A 17,543-nucleotide genomic window follows, 5' to 3' on the forward strand; every position below is an offset into this window, starting at 1 on the left:
AAAGTATTCAATACCGCGTGTTTTCCAAGAAAGCATCTCAATAAAAATACAGGGACGCTCATATCCCTTAATCACAAATCAATCATGTATCATTTCGAAAAAAACAACTCATTGGCTACCATACCGGTAATCGGCTTTTTTGCTGGTTTATTACTTTCAATTAAGAATAAAGAATATCGTAGAGTGGGCTGTACCATAGTCGCCACGTTAGGCTTTGCTATTTACGGTTATTTCACTTTTGGCGAAGAACTATGGGGACATTTGTATAATTGTGCCGAGTATTATCTCCACGAGTTCCATTTTATATATAAATATTTACTAGAATACGTCGCCTCTATATGCTTAATCGGTCTATTGCTACGACTCACATCGAAAGGCGTGAAACAGAGCCTTAATGATGGCAAATTTAAGTTTATGCCGTTACTGGTATATCCATTTATGGCACTACCTACAGTGGCCATTGGAGTGGATTATTTCAATTTGGGAAACCACGTATATTTTTCGACTGTGTTTTCTACGATTTCATTCTTTGTTTTATTCAAACCAATTGGAACCGGGATTTTATTTGGTTGGTATTGGCTTTGGTACTGGCTCACGAATTCCGTCGATGGTTATGCATCAGGTGAAATTCAAAAGAAAAGAGCAGAAAGGAAAGCTGGTCAATCAGTAAACAATGGCTATGCCGATAGTGGCCTAAATATTGGGCTTATTGTCACCATAATTCTCTGTATCGCGGGTATTATCTGGAGTATTTATTACTTTGCTTACGCAGGGAAAAGTGCCCGAGGGTTTACTGGCGTATTCGTACTTTTCAATATTGTTTTCTGTGGCATTCTCGCTTTTGTAATTGGTCGCGAACCAGATGGTAAAGAGAAAAGATGGGACGAAAAACGACTAGAATATGTCACCGTATATCTATGGAGAAGGCTAAGTAAGGAAGAAGAGGAAAGAGCCAGGCATAACCTTGTTATACCTACTTGGGTGTATGGTTGTAACATCGGCGCATTAGTCTCTATCAGTATGTTTAAGCTCCAAATTAGCTTTGACAATTTTATCGTTGGCTTTTTGGCTTTTGCCATTTCGATTATTGTTGCTTCTCTCATCATCTTGCTAATTGCGGAATCCGCAAAAGCAGAGATGGATAATGGTGCCGAGGGGGGCGGCGTTGCTTTGCTGCCTTTACTTTACATGGCTCCTGTCATCACAGTGATTTGGGCAGTGTGTAACCTTTTTAATCTCTGAGGGGCACCACTTTCACTTTGAATAGAGTGCAGGCCCAAAGTTAAGGCTGACATCAACCACCAGCACGATTGTTAGCGGTGCTGGTGGTTGGTTGGGATGCCCACAATAGCTGGGATATTTTTTCGCCCTGCCTTCAGATACAACGCAATTCGATGCCAGCCATCTGCAATGTGTAATCGTTCATTTTCATAGCAAGGTTGATACGCTAACGCAATTTGCACACGAGTGTGTATATCATTTCCTTTTTGCAATTCCGTCCAGATACCTTCCCAACTCTCTGGGTCGGCGTTAGAAATTCCGTCCAAATTGGTCTCCCTTTAAATCCAGTTCACCAAATGCGCTTTAAACTCAGCATCTCCAATGTTTTGTAGGTCGAAATCAACTTCGCACCATGTGAACTGCTCAGTTTCCATGTATAGGTCTAAGTCAGGGTGATAAGCATCGTCGTGATCCCAAATGATGGTTTCCGGGGCAACATAGCCAGTTCCCAGCTTTAAACTCTCACTGATGGCTCTATTTAAATTTATACGATAGAACTCTCATTCAATACGGATGAGAGTTCTAGTATTAAACTAAGCTATCTGAACAACCACACTGTCAGCCGAGCTATGGTTTTTCCATACCTGACTTAATCCGTATTTTCCTAAATTAAGTAGAAACTCTAACAAAGTTCTGTCCAAAGACGTGTTACATGACCGCTTGGTGATGAACTTTTACTATGACGAAGGGACAATGCTTTTGTCTATATCAGATTGAAAAACTCCCAATAGTTTCTTCATCTCACCGAGCGCTGCGGTAGGCGTTAACTCCTTCCTCGCTATCTGTTCTTCTAACAACTCAATCTGACGTTTTGCCAAGTCAACACTTGACTTTAGAGATACTGCATTATAAACCTCTGTGTAGCCGTGGATATCTGCAAATGCGAGGTCAATATAGATATCTAATGAACTAAGCATTGTGTGACCTGTCCACTGCTGAAGCTGCATTTTAAATGTTTGTGTATGAAGCAGATGTTTTCGGAAATCATCTTTGTCATTCACTTCTTTAGTGGCAAGAATAAGTTCCTTAAGCTTGTCTGTAATGAATGCGTGCCTCCACAGGTGTGGATGCAACTCACTCTCGATGCCAAGCTCTTTTTTCCAAGCGTTCATGTACGTTGTCCATGAGTCAGCAGATAAGGGTTGACCTGTGGTTAAACTGATAAAGAGGTAGTCATGCTGAACCTTTTTTTTCCTCATCGCTTTCTTACGAACTTTGACGTAATCCGCAATCATTGATAACAAAAGGTGTGGCACGGGAATCTTTCGAGTGGTGTTATCGTCCTTACGCTTTAAAGTGGTAAGGGTAAGCATACCTGTCCGTCTAGCATCCTCATAATCGCTCATTTTAATCAGATGAAGCTCCGACACACGACCGCCTAGTTGCTCCATTGCGGTGTATAGCGCCATGTCCCTTCTACGCTTATCTTTGTTTTTCTGAGTCTTGATAAACACCCACACACGTAAGGCATCATCTTCCGAAACAGGGTGGCGTTTCTTGATTTCATCTTTTGTTGGCACAGCAGAGTGCGTAATTTTAGTGCCTTCAATGAACCCTTTGCGTCCTTCCTGTTTACGTTTGTAATACTTTTCAAGTATCTGTATTGAGTTGCTTTTATCTTTGCCAATAAAAGCACTCAAGTCATGAAACTCTTGGATAAACTGCAAAAAATCCAGACAGGTATGTGCAATCTTTATAACTGAGTTATTCTTGCGCTTTAGTTCGCCAAGCGGCGTTCTCTCTGCCTGTAGTGACTGGATGAAAAGGGTGAATGTTGCGTCTGTAAGCTGGCTAAATTGGCTCAATATCGGCTGTTTTTCAATAAAATGCACCAAGTGAATAATATCGTGTGCATACCCCCGAATCGTGTCACTTTTTAAGTTTCTCACCATCAAACTATGGATGTAGGCATTGGCTTCATAGCAAGGCACATGATTGCTGTAAGTAACGAAAGGGATGTCTAAAGGCTTACGAAAGATAAGTTTTCCATCAAGTCCAAGGTGGCTCCATTGTTCAAAGCCTTTAAGCTTACGAACCGCCATCAAATCTCTCCATTCAATGTGTAATTCATCTGTGCTTCAATCTTCCGATTATGCTCTCGGTAAAGCTCCTGTCGCTCTTCTACTGTGCCCTCATGCTGCGCTAGTTGCTTTAGCCTAGAACGCAACTCAGAGACCATAACGGTCAGTAAAGAATTGCTGCGCTGCGCTGCATCCAACTCAGACTCTAGCTCTGTGACTTTATGCTTTAAACCTACGACTGTTTGTTTGTTACCTTTGGAAGCTTTCTCATCGTGATGTGCAGCCTCAATCGCCAGTTTTGCATTAATGCGTAGTTCATCTAAAGATACGAAGCCTCTCTCTAAAAGTGCTTCTGAGATGCTTTTAACCGTGTTTAATGAGCATGATGTGATATTACGCTCCTGATCCTGATACTTAGCGATGCCAGATTGTGATTTAAGAGCCTTAATAAGCTCTTCATCATCTTTAAACTCAGCGGGAGATGTGATTATTTCTCTCAAAAACTTTTCTGTTTCAAGCACCTTGGTTTGGTTTTTCTCTAAAACTTTCATTAGCCCAATCCTTAATCAAGATCTTTGATTTTTAAAATGAGGTTAAATGTTTGAGTGACATTACCATCGCTATCCTCTATGGTAAAAAACTCTGGCTCCAGAGTGATCCGCCCCTCTTCCAGAAGGTGAATAACCTCTGTTTCAATGTCCTGCTCTTTTTGAATTTGGCTAATATGAGGAACGGTTAGGTAAGACTCATCATCGTAATCTTCTGCCGCTTCGCTCACAGACTCTATGGTGATCGGCGTTGAACTATCGCCAGTCAGGCGCTCTGCAATAATTTTTCGAACGTCTTCTACTCCATCGAGCTTGGCAAGCTCAGAAGTGGAATCGACGACACCACGAACAATCACGCTCGCCTTCGCTCCATTGAGTACCGCCCCTGTCTCTGACTCAGAGATGTAATGGTATAGATGTTCCAAATCTGAGTGACCTAGCATCCAACGTAGGGCGTCCATCCCATCAGTCCCCTTAGACCAAAAGAATGCCATCGCAAAGAAGCGTCTTAATTGGTGCTGACGAACGTAATTACGGCGGTATTCACCGTTGTCATACTCTACCAAGTCCGTTTCGACGTAATCGCACAGCGCATCGAGGTGTGCATTATAGGTTGTGTGATGTACCTGACTTAACTGGCACTTCTTTGAGTCTAAATTATTAAACAGAGACAACTTTCCTTTGTCTAAATTTAAATCACTTGCCTTGATGTTAAATTGCTCAAGTTGCCAAATGAGCTTAGCGATAGATAAGGGGATTGGTCTTTCTATGGTCGCATTTACCCCCTTTGAGCCTGTTTTCTTTACCCTGAATATCAAACTGTACTCTGTCTTTGACCCTTCTTCTGAAAAAGGGTCTACATTGGAAGATAAGTTGCCATGTGACTTCAGTTTGACTAACTCATCTTGTCGCCGCGCCATGATGGCTCCCACCAAGACCTGTATGGCGCCTTGCAGCACCGAGAACAGTTCAAACAAACTCTCGTTGGCTCTAATTCGTTCGTGGCGATTTTCGACACCTTCTGTAAAACCCTGAACCTGTTTTATTCCTTTTCTTAGGTACTCACTGCTCAGGCAATTGATGGCTTCCGTTTGAAACCAGTAACCTCGTTCCGAACTAGACATCTCTCGATGTAATTTTTCATCCCATGCTGAACTATTTTGATGTGGACGATGAGGGTTAGATTTTTTCCCAGTAGATATGCTTCTTGCTTTAGACAGCAGAGTTAGCATTTCGTCTAGTAAGGTAACAGCACCTTTGTCAGTCGGCAGATGCTCTTTGGCAAACTCATAGCATTGACGAATTAGGTTAAACACAAACTTAGGCGGCAAGGTGCGGGTTCGTCCTAACTTTTTTAGGTCAACTAACTCACCAATGCTACCCGCACTGACACACTCAGATAGGATTAAAGGTCTTGCGACATCCTCACGTTCAAGGTTGGTGTGAATTAATCGAATGGCTTCAATGTATTGTGATATTGTCTTTTGATTCGTGCCTATTGAGGTATCCCTATTCTCAACAGCACGATATTCCGAGTCTCGACTTGGCTCTTTGAGGCGAAGCTCTGGATACCTGGGAGCATTAATGCCTTGGTAAAGAATCTTGCCATCAAATAACAACTTGCTTAATACTGCAGTACTGCCATCGTAAAGAATGCTTGTTCTTACTTGATAGTAACCTTGCTCAAAAAGCCAAGCACACGCTTTGTCTCTCGCTTCTAAAGATAAGAAAACCTCATCTTGGGCAATATCTCGCCCAATGTAGGGGTATTTTTCTCTAAACCTTTGAGCATCTGCATCTGAAATCCCCAGAGAAACATCGTCCAGTAATGCTTTGGTGCGTTTATCAAACTCGTATACCCCATAAAAATTTCCGTGCTCAGCGAATTTCATCAAGATATTCAACCAGAAGTCATCATTCACATTTTGCAGGTGATATTTTGCAAGCTTCAATTCCTTTGAATGCAGCAGGATGGCATTTATTAGGGCGATAACTCTATTAACCTTTATAGAAGCCATTGTTGGGCTGATAATTTTGCCACCATTTTCAAGCGGGTTATCTGTCGCCGTGATCCAGTATTTAAAGCTGTTTAGTAACTTGCGATGCGTTGTGTCCGTGAGCTTCTTTCCATCATTCAGGTACACGCTATCCCAGTGGATTTTTTTTGGGATTTTACCGAATGTTAGTGTCCATTTAGGTGCGTCAAAACTGGATTCTAACCACTCGGGTTGCCTTTCATCGTAGCCGTAGATGCCAGTGTGGAGATGAGTGATGATGTCTAATGCTCGATAATCATTATTGGCTACTGAGAAATTTATAATTTGCTCAAGCGTTTCTATGCTAAGACCATTCAGAGTCGAGTGGTCTAGCACGATGTCTTCAATGAGACTAGCAATGGAGGTATTGTCGATAGCGACACTTAACATAGCAACGCTCCTTTAATTAAATCAGCATCAAGCTTGTTATTAATCGCAATATCAAGCATCTCCATTAAATCAGTATCAGCACTATGCTTGCCTGAATTTAGGGTATCTAGGATAAACACCGCCGACTGATACCAATGGAAAACAATATCTAAATATGAAGACTCATCATCTCTACTCTCAACAATAAAGCGTATCGCCATCAATAGCTGCAAAAGAGAGGTGGAAATAGTGTACGTCAACTGGTCGAACGCTAAGAATTCAGATGTTTCATTGTCAGTAGCGGCCTGTTGATTAAAACCGTGGTCGAAATGCTCTGGAATATTACTGATGCCGTGATTGTTTAGGAATTCCTCAATGTCCTCGGCGCTCATGTTAACGGCATCAAGGCAATGTACTGAGTCTTTCATGGCTTCAAGCAAAATGGCATTCTGGAACTGACGCACCCAGCGATCATTAAAAAAGTCCATCAATGGTTTAGGTAGATAGGAGGTCAGTAGTCTGGCATCTTTTTTTTCATGACCCAGCGCCTCGGCAACCGCATCCATTGAACGTGTTTTCAGATAAATTTGGAGGCCTCGGTGTCGCCTAATCGATCGCAACGTATGTATATCAGAAATGGCTTGGGCATCTTTTAGCGTGATACCGCTCCTGTTATCAAAGAGCGATTTATCCTGAAGCCAATCATAAAAATCATTTGCCGAGTGAAGGGTTTGATTAAGTTTGCTTGGGCACACCACGTTGGAAGCGGTTGCGGTCAAAATCATCTTTCGCCAATTGATACTTCCGTTCTTTTTTAGGTATTCACGCGCCATGTGAGTATGTTGTATCAAAAACTCAACGACAGATTTAGAAAGCTCATTAAGCACAACCTCTTGCTGCGCATTGGTTGGTCCTTTGCGGGATTTATAGCTTACTGCAATATACTGATTACCAACCTGCTTGTAGCCCACTATATTGCCATTGACATCAAATAGCTCCCATCTTGCTAGCCAAGAGGGTGTTATTTTGGGGTGTTCCATGACAAGTAGTGTTAAAAGAGCACTTAGTGTTGATTTAGAGGGCAAGTTTAACTCAGTGCAAAGTTGGTTGGCATTACCAAAAAATCCCAAAAATGATAGATAGTGATCTTTCGCAGCTATGCCGTGTGCGTAAAAGGTTGCTACCGTATTGTCTAGCTTATCTGCACCGACAAAGTGGTTATATTGAAGGTGGCCTAAAGTGCCACTCAGTGGTTTAACCAGACCTGTTTTGAGGAATGCTTTATTTCTTTCTTCTCGTTCTAAAAGTTCCTCAAACTTCAGGAGACATACATGTTTTATGTGTGCAATATCTCGCTCTAGGCGTTGCTGAATGATTGAAACAGCCTCTTCATCTTTAATTTTGAGTGGGATGTCGGCAAACCATCGATAGCTTTCTTTCTCCGTTGCGTCACCGCCAATCGAAAATGTGGGCGCTGCATCTTTCGGGTCTTTCCAGGCTGGAACGATGAAAGGCTTGTGTGGTTCAGAGAAAACACCAGTGTTGATAAAGCAGTCTGTATAATAGTTAATTGTATTTCGCCATTTAACATGAAAACTCTTTGGGCAATGCTGAGCGGCTTGGGAGCGAACAAATAACACCTTAAAAATCTTGTGGAAAAAGTGCTGCACATGATTGCGGCTCAGGAGGGCTTCTATTGTTAGTCCGTCCTTTTCGTCATAAACAGTGGACATGCCGATAAAAAGCTGTTTGAGTATTATTGATACTTGAACTAAAGTTGTTGATTTTTGTGTATAAGCATAGTTTTTTAGAGCAAGATGAACCCTGTTTGTAAACGCTTCGCCAAAATTCACATAAAGAGTATCAAGATGAGCCTCAACGCCTTTGCCTTCCTTTGATACTACCTGCCAACCATTTAAGTAGTCAGCTCTTGTCTTACCTATCTTAAGCTTAAGAAATTGCGCTAGACAGCTCGAAGCGTCCTCTGAAATTTTGGCGTTCGACAGCTGCACTTCATCAAGCGTTAACTGTTTATCCTGTGCAATGTGGCGAAAAAGGCGTTTTAGCTCGCGGCATATACCATATCTATGTTTGATAGTGATACCATCGAAGCGGTCATAAATGAAACCGATAAGCGACTGGAAGTGCGCATTGAGTTGGTTTGAGTCATTCAATATTTCAAATGCTGTGTAGTTACCTTGTCCAATCAAATAGCAATAAGCTGCATAAATATTCAACAATGACTGTCTTGTTTTTTCTGCGACTGAAGATGTAGCAGCAAATGTTATGTACTTAGAGTATTCGGCTGACAGTGCAGTATCTAATAAAGAAAGCTCATTTAGAGTTTTAACATTCACAATCAAACCCTCAGATTGATAAATAATAAACACCTTAGTTGTCAGGATGATTATTGTCAGTGTTGAAATAGTGGGCTTATATTACCTATAAACCCTACAATTCAGGCAATTAACTTTACATTGATAAATTTTAATTATTGGGATAACGCAAATTTCATCGAGAAACAATAACCCGTTGTGGGCTAAAGAGATCTCCCCTGGTCTGGGTACCGAACCACCGCCGACTAATGCCGCCATTGAACTTGAATGATGCGGAGAACGAAACGGACGCGACTTCCAGTTATGCTCATTAATTTCACTCTGAGTCAACGATGCCACCGAAGCGGTTTCCATTGCTTCTTCGTCACTCATTTCCGGTAATAAGTCACACAAACGCGAAGCCAACATCGTTTTTCCAGTACCTGGCGGGCCAAGGAAAAGTAAGTTGTGGTTTCCAGCGGCAGCAATCTCCAGTGCTCGCTTACCTTGTTGTTGGCCAATAATATCTTGTAAGTCTCGACCATGTTTTTCGATCGTTTTTCGCTTAGGCGTTTGAAAAAGATTCAGTCGATGTTGACCACAAAGCTCGGCACATACTTCCAGTAATGATTGGGCCGATTTATGTTGTTCCTTCCCCACCAGCGCCGCCTGATCGCCATTCACATGTGGGACGACCAAATGACGTTGAATCTTACTGGCTTCCAGCGCAGCAGGCAGCACACCTTTTACAGGTCTCAGACCACCAGATAACGCTAACTCACCAACAAATTCGTAGTTTTTGAGCTTATCTGTCGCGATTTGCTCCGAAGCGGCCAAAATTCCCAATGCAATAGGAAGATCAAAACGCCCTCCCTCCTTGGGTAGATCTGCCGGAGCCAAGTTCACGGTGATCCGCTTAGCAGGAAATTGAAAGTTAGAATTAATGATCGCACTGCGTACGCGATCTTTGGACTCTTTTACCGTTGTCTCTGGCAAGCCTACTAAGGTAAACCCTGGCATGCCGTTGCTGATATGAACTTCTACACTAACCGATGGCGCTTGCACCCCGACGCTTGCTCGACTATGAATGATTGCCAGCCCCATACGTTCCTCAATTTTTTTGAACACTCTGTAAACAAATGTTTTATCTGGTTGGTTATGTTATATACCGCGTCCCAATTGAGAGTTAATGTGAAAAAAGAATGACTTTTTGCTTGTCATGCAGCGGAATTGTGTGATACCACTAATGACGCAAACAATTTCGTAGAACATTACACAACATTTTTTAACGAAAAAAGAACGACAGACAGATGAACCTTTTCGCTCATATCAACGCACTGCTAGCCCTGATTATCGTGGTCATTATTGGCACCGCGCGGGGTATTGTGGGCGAAAGGTAACCACAAATTACAAAAAACCCCCGCACTGAAAAGTCCGGGGGTTTTTTTACAACTACAAGTTGTCATCTGTCTAACCCTCGGACAGTTTAACGGGAAGAATGGGAGTGCACATGAAGTGCAATAAATATGGCAATCGCTACGAGCCACAACGTAGCAAAGGAGGTTTACGATGACTGGTGCACAACTTGTCGTAGCCGCTTTAAGACAGCAAGGCATCGAAACCGTTTTTGGCTACCCCGGCGGGGCCATCATGCCAATCTATGATGCTTTGTATGACGGTGGGGTGGAACACATCCTATGCCGTCACGAGCAAGGGGCCGCTATGGCAGCTATCGGGATGGCTCGTTCCACTCAAGACGTTGCTGTGTGCATGGCAACTTCTGGCCCAGGAGCCACTAACCTTGTTACCGGCCTTGCCGACGCTTTCCTTGACTCCGTACCTCTAGTTGCCATCACAGGCCAGGTTGCTAGCTCTCATATCGGTACCGATGCATTCCAAGAAATGGATGTGATCGGAATGTCCCTAGCCTGTACTAAGCACAGCTATCTCGTGACCGAAATTGAAGATCTAGCTCCGACACTTGCCGAAGCCTTTGAGGTCGCAAAAACCGGTCGTCCGGGTCCAGTCATTGTCGATATCGCCAAAGACGTTCAACTCGCTCAAGCACCCACAGACCTTCTTCCTCCATACATAGCACCAGCAATCGAAGATGTCAGCGCTGAAGATATCAAACGTGCGCAAGATGTGCTGGCAGCATCTACTCGCCCAGTGTTGTATGTTGGTGGTGGCGTGCAACTTGCGAAAGCAACCGATGCAGTACGCGAATTTCTTCGCTTAAACCCAATGCCTGCAGTTAGCACATTAAAAGGCCTCGGTACCATTGAACGCCATGATCCCCACTATCTTGGTATGTTGGGTATGCATGGCACCAAAGCCGCCAACCTAGTGGTTCAAGAAGCTGATCTATTGATTGTGGTTGGCGCGCGTTTTGATGACCGTGTGACGGGTAAGCTCGATACGTTTGCACCAAATGCGAAAGTGATTCACATCGACATTGATGCTGCGGAGATTCATAAACTGCGCCACGCCAACGCACCATTACGTGGCGACATCAACACCATTCTCCCTCAGCTAGAACTGACTCAAGATATCTCACCGTGGGTTCATCACAGTGAAAGTCTGCGCAGCGGCTTTAAGTGGCGTTACGACCACCCGGGCGAGTTAATCTACGCACCGCTATTGCTTAAACAGCTGTCTGACATGATGCCAGATAGCTCAATTGTCTCGACCGACGTCGGTCAGCACCAGATGTGGGCAGCGCAACATATCCAGCCACGCGAACCACAAAATTTCATCACTTCTGCTGGCCTTGGCACCATGGGCTTTGGCTTGCCAGCGGCGATGGGTGCTGCAGTCGCACGTCCTGATGATCAGTCTATCCTTATTACAGGTGACGGTTCATTTATGATGAACGTTCAGGAATTGGGCACGCTGAAGCGTCGTCAGATTCCAGTGAAGATTGTCCTTCTTAATAACCAACGTCTTGGCATGGTTCGCCAATGGCAGTCATTGTTCTTTGACGGTCGCCACAGTGAAACCATTCTTGATGACAACCCAGATTTCGTGATGTTAGCAAAAGCGTTCGATATCCCGGGCAAAACCATCACCAAGAAAGAAGAAGTCGAACCTGCTCTCAAAGAGATGCTAGCGAGTGAAACTTCTTACATGCTTCACGTTTTGATTGATGAAGAAGAAAACGTGTGGCCATTGGTGCCACCTGGCGCATCAAACAGTGATATGTTGGAAAATACATAGGAGACAATCGCATGGACAGATATTTACTCGACATCAAAGCCGATGACAAACCGGTACTGTTGGAGCGCGTTCTACGTGTGATTCGTCACCGAGGCTTCGTGATCAAACAAGTCGCTGCTACGCAAAACCACGAAAGCAAAGTAGCCAGCGTCGAGATCATCGTCGACAGCGATCGACCAATCTCGTTTTTGATCAATCAAATAGAGAAGTTGTGGGACGTTCGTAAGGTTGAGGTGCTAAAAATCCGCAACGATGAACTGCCAAATCACAACTTACAACAACACGTAAGTGCATAAGGAAGGCAACAAATGGCAACGAAAACTGCAGATTTCATTTGGTTTAATGGTGAGATGGTTCCATGGGCAGAGGCGAACGTTCACGTTCTGACTCACGCAATGCACTATGGTACATCCGTGTTTGAAGGCGTGCGCTGTTACAACACACCAAAAGGCCCAATTGTCTTCCGTCACCGTGAGCATGCACAACGTCTAAAAGATTCTGCCAAGATTTACCGCTTTCCGATCCCTTTCTCTGTAGAAGAAATCATGGAAGCGACCCGCGAAACACTGCGCCAAAACAAACTCGACAGCGCTTACATTCGTCCATTGGGTTTTGTCGGTAATGTTGGCTTAGGCGTATGTCCACCAGTTGGCACTGAGATGGATCTAATCATTGCAGCATTTCCTTGGGGCTCTTACTTAGGCGAAGAAGCGCTAGAAAAAGGTGTCGATGCGATGATTTCAAGCTGGAACCGCGCTGCGCCAAACACCATCCCAACTGCAGCTAAAGCAGGCGGTAACTACCTATCTTCACTACTGGTTGGTGGTGAAGCGCGTCGTCACGGTTACGACGAAGGTATTGCGCTAAGCGTAGATGGTTACCTATCGGAAGGGGCTGGTGAAAACATCTTCGTTATCAAAGATGGCGTAATCACCACACCACCAGCAACTAGCGCGATTCTACCGGGCATCACTCGCGACTCGATCATGACAATTGCACGCGATAAAGGCTACGAAGTCCGTGAAGCGAACATTGCTCGTGAAGCCCTTTACCTTGCCGATGAAGTCTTCATGACAGGTACTGCGGCTGAGATTGTACCAGTGGCAACCATCGACAAGATTGAAGTGGGCACTGGTAAGCGCGGCCCTATCACTAAAGAACTACAAGCAGCCTACTTTGGCCTATTTGACGGCACCACGGAAGATAAGTGGGGCTGGTTAGACTATGTGTACCCAGAACAGAAGTAAGAAGGATTAGGAAATGCCAAAATATAGATCAGCTACCACCACACATGGTCGTAACATGGCGGGTGCACGAGCACTGTGGCGTGCAACGGGTGTGAAAGAAGAAGACTTCGGTAAACCAATCATCGCCGTTGTAAACTCGTTTACTCAATTTGTTCCGGGTCACGTACACCTGAAAGACATGGGTCAGCTTGTAGCACGCGAAATCGAAAAAGCTGGCGGTATTGCGAAAGAATTCAACACCATCGCGGTTGATGATGGTATCGCAATGGGTCACGGCGGCATGCTGTACTCACTGCCTTCACGCGAACTGATCGCAGACTCTGTGGAGTACATGGTCAACGCGCACTGTGCCGATGCCATGGTATGTATCTCTAACTGTGACAAAATCACTCCGGGAATGTTGATGGCATCTATGCGTCTCAACATCCCGGTTATCTTTGTTTCTGGTGGTCCAATGGAAGCGGGTAAAACCAAGCTTTCTGATCAGATCATCAAACTAGACCTTGTAGATGCGATGATCCAAGGCGCGGATCCAAAAGTGTCTGATGAGCAAAGTGAGCAGATCGAACGTAGCGCATGTCCAACGTGTGGATCGTGTTCAGGCATGTTCACCGCAAACTCGATGAACTGTCTAACAGAAGCCCTGGGTCTTTCTCAGCCGGGCAACGGTTCTATGCTGGCGACGCACGCAGACCGTGAACAGCTGTTCCTTAATGCAGGTCGTCGCATCGTTGAACTGACTCGTCGTTACTACGAGCAAGATGACGAATCAGCACTGCCTCGCAACATCGCTACGTTTGATGCCTTCGAAAACGCAATGGCACTGGATATTGCAATGGGTGGCTCAACCAACACCATTTTGCACCTACTTGCCGCGGCGCAAGAAGGTGAAGTGGATTTCGATATGGAAGATATCGATCGCCTATCACGCCAAGTACCACACCTATGTAAAGTGGCACCATCTACCCAGAAATATCACATGGAAGACGTGCACCGCGCTGGTGGTGTAATGGCTATCCTTGGTGAGCTTGACCGTGCAGGTCTTCTACACAATGATGCGCGCACCGTGCTTGGCCTTTCGATGAAAGAGCAGCTGGCGAAATACGACATCATCCAAACTGAAGACGAAGAAGTACTCAAGTTCTACCGCGCAGGTCCTGCAGGTATTCGTACTACACAAGCATTCTCACAAGATTGTCGCTGGGATCGACTTGATGATGATCGCGCTGAAGGTTGTATTCGTGCCAAAGACAATGCTTTCAGCCAAGAAGGTGGCCTAGCCGTTCTATCAGGCAATATCGCATTAGATGGTTGTATCGTTAAGACTGCTGGTGTGGATGAGAGCATTCATAAATTCACTGGCCCAGCCGTAGTATTTGAAAGCCAAGAAGACGCCGTAGAAGGCATCTTGGGTGGCAAAGTAAAAGCTGGCGACGTGGTAATTATCCGTTACGAAGGCCCTAAAGGTGGTCCGGGCATGCAAGAAATGCTTTACCCAACCACTTATCTAAAATCGATGGGCCTTGGCAAAGAGTGTGCACTTCTGACTGACGGCCGTTTCTCTGGCGGCACATCAGGTCTGTCAATCGGTCACGCCTCTCCTGAAGCAGCAAACGGCGGTGCAATTGGTCTGGTAAAAGAAGGCGATATGATCGCAATTGATATTCCAAACCGTTCAATTTCACTCCAAGTGTCTGAACAAGAACTTGCTGAGCGCCGTGCAAAACAAGACGAACTAGGCTGGAAACCAGTTGACCGCCAACGTGAAGTTTCATTTGCACTCAAAGCGTACGCGAGTATGGCAACCAGTGCTGACAAGGGTGCAGTACGAGACAAGTCGAAGCTAGAGGGCTAGCAATGATGGAAGCTCAACCCGAAAAACAAGTGAACCAAACTGGCGCAGATTATCTGCGCCAAATCCTTCGCGCACCTGTTTATGAAGTAGCAACAGTGACGCCACTGCAAGAAATGCCTCGTTTATCTGCACGTATCGGGAATAATGTGCAGATCAAGCGTGAAGATCGCCAACCCGTACACTCGTTCAAATTGCGCGGTGCATACAACATGGTGGCGAGTTTATCTGAAGCACAGAAAGCCGCTGGTGTCATTGCAGCATCGGCAGGTAACCACGCTCAAGGCATGGCGCTCTCTGGTACTAAGCTAGGCATCAAGACCACCATCGTGATGCCCAAAACCACACCAGACATCAAAGTCGATGCGGTACGTGGCTTCGGTGGCAATGTAGTGCTGCACGGCAGCAACTTTGATGAGGCAAAAGCCGAGGCAGAGCGTCTATCCGAGTTAAACGGGTACACCTTTGTCCCTCCTTTCGATCACCCACTGGTGATTGCAGGTCAAGGCACCATCGGCATGGAAATGCTGCAGCAAAATGGTCATCTTGATTACATTTTCGTCCCTGTCGGTGGTGGCGGTTTGGCTGCGGGTGTTGCGGTACTTGTGAAGCAACTGATGCCAGAAATCAAAGTGATTGCAGTTGAGCCAGAAGATTCGTCATGCCTCAAAGCGGCATTGGATGCAGGTGAACCAGTAGTATTAGACCAGGTCAGCATGTTTGCCGATGGCGTTGCAGTAAAACGCATTGGTGAAGAGACGTTTCGTCTATGCCAAAAGTACATTGATGGCCATATTGCAGTCTCTAGCGATGAAATCTGCGCAGCAGTAAAAGACATCTTTGAAGACACCCGTGCGATTGCAGAGCCTTCTGGCGCGCTTGCTCTGGCGGGTTTGAAGAAGTTTGCTGAACAGAACAAGCTGAAAGACAAAAACCTAGGTACGGTATTGTCTGGCGCAAACACCAACTTCCACGGTCTGCGTTATGTTTCTGAACGCTGCGAGCTTGGTGAAAAACGTGAAGGTCTGCTTGCCGTCACCATCCCTGAGCGTCAAGGTGCTTTCTTTGAGTTCTGTAATCTCATTGGCGGCCGTGCCGTGACAGAGTTTAACTACCGCTACAACGATGACGCATTGGCAAATATCTTTGTCGGTGTGCGTTTGCAAGGCGGTCAGGAAGAGCTAGAACATATCATTCACGACTTACGTGATGGTGGCTACCCAGTGGTTGACCTGTCTGATGATGAAATGGCGAAACTGCACGTGCGCTACATGATTGGTGGTAAGCCGTCTAAGCCGCTTAAAGAGCGCCTCTACAGCTTTGAATTCCCAGAGTACCCTGGGGCGCTACTTAAGTTCTTAAGCACACTCGGCACACACTGGAATATCAGTTTGTTCAACTACCGTAACCACGGCGCTGACTACGGACGTGTTTTATGTGGTTTCGAGTTAGATGAAAGCGATTTAGCTCAGTTTTCTGCACATTTACGTGAACTTGGCTATCAATGCAAAGACGAGACAGACAACCCATCGTATAAGTTTTTCTTGTCATAAAACGCCACATTTTAAACATATCAATGAAAACACCTCGCTAATGCGAGGTGTTTTTTATGACTGTAACCAATCTTTATGTAGCTGATTAGGCGACCCAAGATAGTCCACCATCCACTGGATCAATTTATGATTATCATCTTTGCGCCATACTAAGCAGCAGTGACTGAGCGGTTTATCATCCGGCATGACCTTCTCCACCAGCACACCATCATTGATTAAGGGTGTTGCAATATGACGTGGCATGTAACCCACGCCCACCCCATTTTTTAAACATTCAATCGCACTATACCAATTGGGCAATAATAATCGGCGCTGTTGCGGATAATGGCCAGTATGGCGTTTTGGCAGCACGTTCGAAGTATCATCAAGACAGATCGCCGGAAATTGACTCACAAACGCTTCAGTAAGCACTTGTTGTCGAACGCAAGGATGAGCGGGTGACATTACAAATGCCCAATCTAATACGCCCATATCTTTGACTTCAAAATCTCCCCCAACGGGAACCGCAGATGTCGCGCCAACGACAATGTCGGCTCGACCTTGTGCTATGGCTTCCCAAGAACCATTGAAGACCTCCATATTGATCTGCAATTCAGCAAATTCAAACTCGCGATAGAAATCTTCCACCAAAGGTTTGAGTTTTTCTAACTTCACCACGTTATCTAAGGTCAGCTTTAACGTGCTTTTCCATCCTTGAGCCGCTCGCCGCGTTTGTGCTTTCACCTCTTCCATTTGACGCAGCAAAGAGCGCGCCTCGGCCATAAAAAGTTCACCCGCTGGAGTTAGCTCGACTTTCCTTGGTAAACGTCGAAACAGCACCACATCTAAATCTTGCTCGACCTGCCTTACTCCATAGCTGATGGCTGAGGGGACTTTATGCAATACCTCAGCCGCAGCGGTGAAACTGCCTAAACGGGCAACCGTATCCAGCATTTCCAAAGACGCTTTAGAGAACATGATTTAACCTTTCAAAAAATTTGATTGATAACCAACAATTTTAGCGTTTTATTTTCTCAAAATCGAAAAATAGAATAATAAAGTAAATAAATCAGGGTTGGCGCCAACTGATGTTGATTAAAAAATGATTAAATAATTTGACTGGTTG

The 17,543-nt window shown here is 45.0% G+C and carries 12 protein-coding genes and 1 pseudogene; 6 read left to right on the forward strand and 7 right to left on the reverse strand.

All coding sequences use genetic code 11. The annotated features are described in order from the left end of the window. Positions 1 to 84 precede the first annotated feature (84 nt). Positions 85 to 1,242, forward strand: coding sequence for a hypothetical protein (locus tag R7E00_RS15250; protein WP_318124446.1), 1,158 nt, complete (start codon positions 85 to 87; stop codon positions 1,240 to 1,242). 71 nt (positions 1,243 to 1,313) lie between these two features. On the opposite strand, the gene R7E00_RS15255 is transcribed toward R7E00_RS15250, so the two are convergent. The 6 genes and pseudogenes from R7E00_RS15255 to R7E00_RS15280 all read right to left on the reverse strand — a co-directional run. Further along, positions 1,314 to 1,547 carry a hypothetical protein gene (locus R7E00_RS15255; RefSeq protein WP_318124447.1) on the reverse strand — a complete coding sequence of 78 codons (234 nt, stop codon included), beginning with the start codon at positions 1,545 to 1,547 and terminating at the stop codon, positions 1,314 to 1,316. Positions 1,548 to 1,958: 411 nt separating this feature from the next. After that, the gene (locus R7E00_RS15260; protein ID WP_318124448.1) at positions 1,959 to 3,323 is read right to left on the reverse strand and encodes a tyrosine-type recombinase/integrase; all 1,365 of its coding nucleotides are present in this window, start codon (positions 3,321 to 3,323) and stop codon (positions 1,959 to 1,961) included. Then, positions 3,323 to 3,853: a hypothetical protein gene (locus tag R7E00_RS15265; RefSeq protein WP_029802061.1), complete on the reverse strand. Its 531-nt coding sequence runs from the start codon at positions 3,851 to 3,853 to the stop codon at positions 3,323 to 3,325. The genes R7E00_RS15260 and R7E00_RS15265 overlap by 1 nt, the downstream gene beginning before the upstream one ends. Positions 3,854 to 3,864: 11 nt before the next feature. Continuing rightward, complete coding sequence (locus R7E00_RS15270; RefSeq protein WP_029802062.1) at positions 3,865 to 6,276, reverse strand: hypothetical protein; 2,412 nt, start codon at positions 6,274 to 6,276, stop codon at positions 3,865 to 3,867. Next, positions 6,270 to 8,612 (reverse strand): hypothetical protein, encoded by a 2,343-nt coding sequence (locus tag R7E00_RS15275; protein ID WP_318124449.1) that lies wholly within the window; start codon positions 8,610 to 8,612, stop codon positions 6,270 to 6,272. The genes R7E00_RS15270 and R7E00_RS15275 overlap by 7 nt, the downstream gene beginning before the upstream one ends. Positions 8,613 to 8,762: 150 nt before the next feature. Further along, a pseudogene (locus R7E00_RS15280) lies at positions 8,763 to 9,674 on the reverse strand (YifB family Mg chelatase-like AAA ATPase); the annotation flags it as partial. Between the two features lie 465 nt (positions 9,675 to 10,139). Here R7E00_RS15280 and ilvG point away from each other — a divergent pair. From ilvG to ilvA, 5 genes are read left to right on the forward strand one after another with little or no spacing between them, the layout of a single operon-like run. Further along, complete coding sequence (gene ilvG / locus R7E00_RS15285; protein ID WP_005378960.1) at positions 10,140 to 11,786, forward strand: acetolactate synthase 2 catalytic subunit; 1,647 nt, start codon at positions 10,140 to 10,142, stop codon at positions 11,784 to 11,786. Positions 11,787 to 11,797: 11 nt separating this feature from the next. Beyond that, positions 11,798 to 12,082, forward strand: coding sequence for an acetolactate synthase 2 small subunit (gene ilvM, locus R7E00_RS15290; RefSeq protein ID WP_005378958.1), 285 nt, complete (start codon positions 11,798 to 11,800; stop codon positions 12,080 to 12,082). Between the two features lie 12 nt (positions 12,083 to 12,094). Further along, positions 12,095 to 13,033 carry a branched-chain-amino-acid transaminase gene (gene ilvE / locus R7E00_RS15295; RefSeq protein WP_005378953.1) on the forward strand — a complete coding sequence of 313 codons (939 nt, stop codon included), beginning with the start codon at positions 12,095 to 12,097 and terminating at the stop codon, positions 13,031 to 13,033. 13 nt (positions 13,034 to 13,046) lie between these two features. Continuing rightward, positions 13,047 to 14,888, forward strand: coding sequence for a dihydroxy-acid dehydratase (gene ilvD, locus R7E00_RS15300; protein ID WP_053308105.1), 1,842 nt, complete (start codon positions 13,047 to 13,049; stop codon positions 14,886 to 14,888). A 2-nt stretch (positions 14,889 to 14,890) separates the two neighbouring features. Next, positions 14,891 to 16,438, forward strand: coding sequence for a threonine ammonia-lyase, biosynthetic (gene ilvA, locus R7E00_RS15305; RefSeq protein WP_215810514.1), 1,548 nt, complete (start codon positions 14,891 to 14,893; stop codon positions 16,436 to 16,438). 54 nt (positions 16,439 to 16,492) lie between these two features. Here the strand turns inward: ilvA and punR are convergent, their stop codons facing one another. Continuing rightward, positions 16,493 to 17,395, reverse strand: a complete 903-nt coding sequence (punR, locus tag R7E00_RS15310) for a DNA-binding transcriptional activator PunR (protein ID WP_005378948.1) — start codon at positions 17,393 to 17,395, stop codon at positions 16,493 to 16,495. Between the last annotated feature and the right edge of the window lie 148 nt (positions 17,396 to 17,543).

Source organism: Vibrio sp. Vb1755 (genome assembly GCF_033338635.1).
Classification (GTDB): Bacteria; Pseudomonadota; Gammaproteobacteria; order Enterobacterales; family Vibrionaceae; genus Vibrio; species Vibrio alginolyticus.

Bases quoted from the DNA above. Each gene is read 5' to 3' on its own strand.
- R7E00_RS15250 (WP_318124446.1), top strand. From the start codon at position 85: ATGTATCATTTCGAAAAAAACAACTCATTGGCTACCATACCGGTAATC.
- R7E00_RS15260 (WP_318124448.1), bottom strand. From the start codon at position 3,323: ATGGCGGTTCGTAAGCTTAAAGGCTTTGAACAATGGAGCCACCTTGGA.
- R7E00_RS15265 (WP_029802061.1), bottom strand. From the start codon at position 3,853: ATGAAAGTTTTAGAGAAAAACCAAACCAAGGTGCTTGAAACAGAAAAG.
- R7E00_RS15270 (WP_029802062.1), bottom strand. From the start codon at position 6,276: ATGTTAAGTGTCGCTATCGACAATACCTCCATTGCTAGTCTCATTGAA.
- ilvG (WP_005378960.1), top strand. From the start codon at position 10,140: ATGACTGGTGCACAACTTGTCGTAGCCGCTTTAAGACAGCAAGGCATC.
- ilvM (WP_005378958.1), top strand. From the start codon at position 11,798: ATGGACAGATATTTACTCGACATCAAAGCCGATGACAAACCGGTACTG.
- ilvE (WP_005378953.1), top strand. From the start codon at position 12,095: ATGGCAACGAAAACTGCAGATTTCATTTGGTTTAATGGTGAGATGGTT.
- ilvD (WP_053308105.1), top strand. From the start codon at position 13,047: ATGCCAAAATATAGATCAGCTACCACCACACATGGTCGTAACATGGCG.
- ilvA (WP_215810514.1), top strand. From the start codon at position 14,891: ATGATGGAAGCTCAACCCGAAAAACAAGTGAACCAAACTGGCGCAGAT.
- punR (WP_005378948.1), bottom strand. From the start codon at position 17,395: ATGTTCTCTAAAGCGTCTTTGGAAATGCTGGATACGGTTGCCCGTTTA.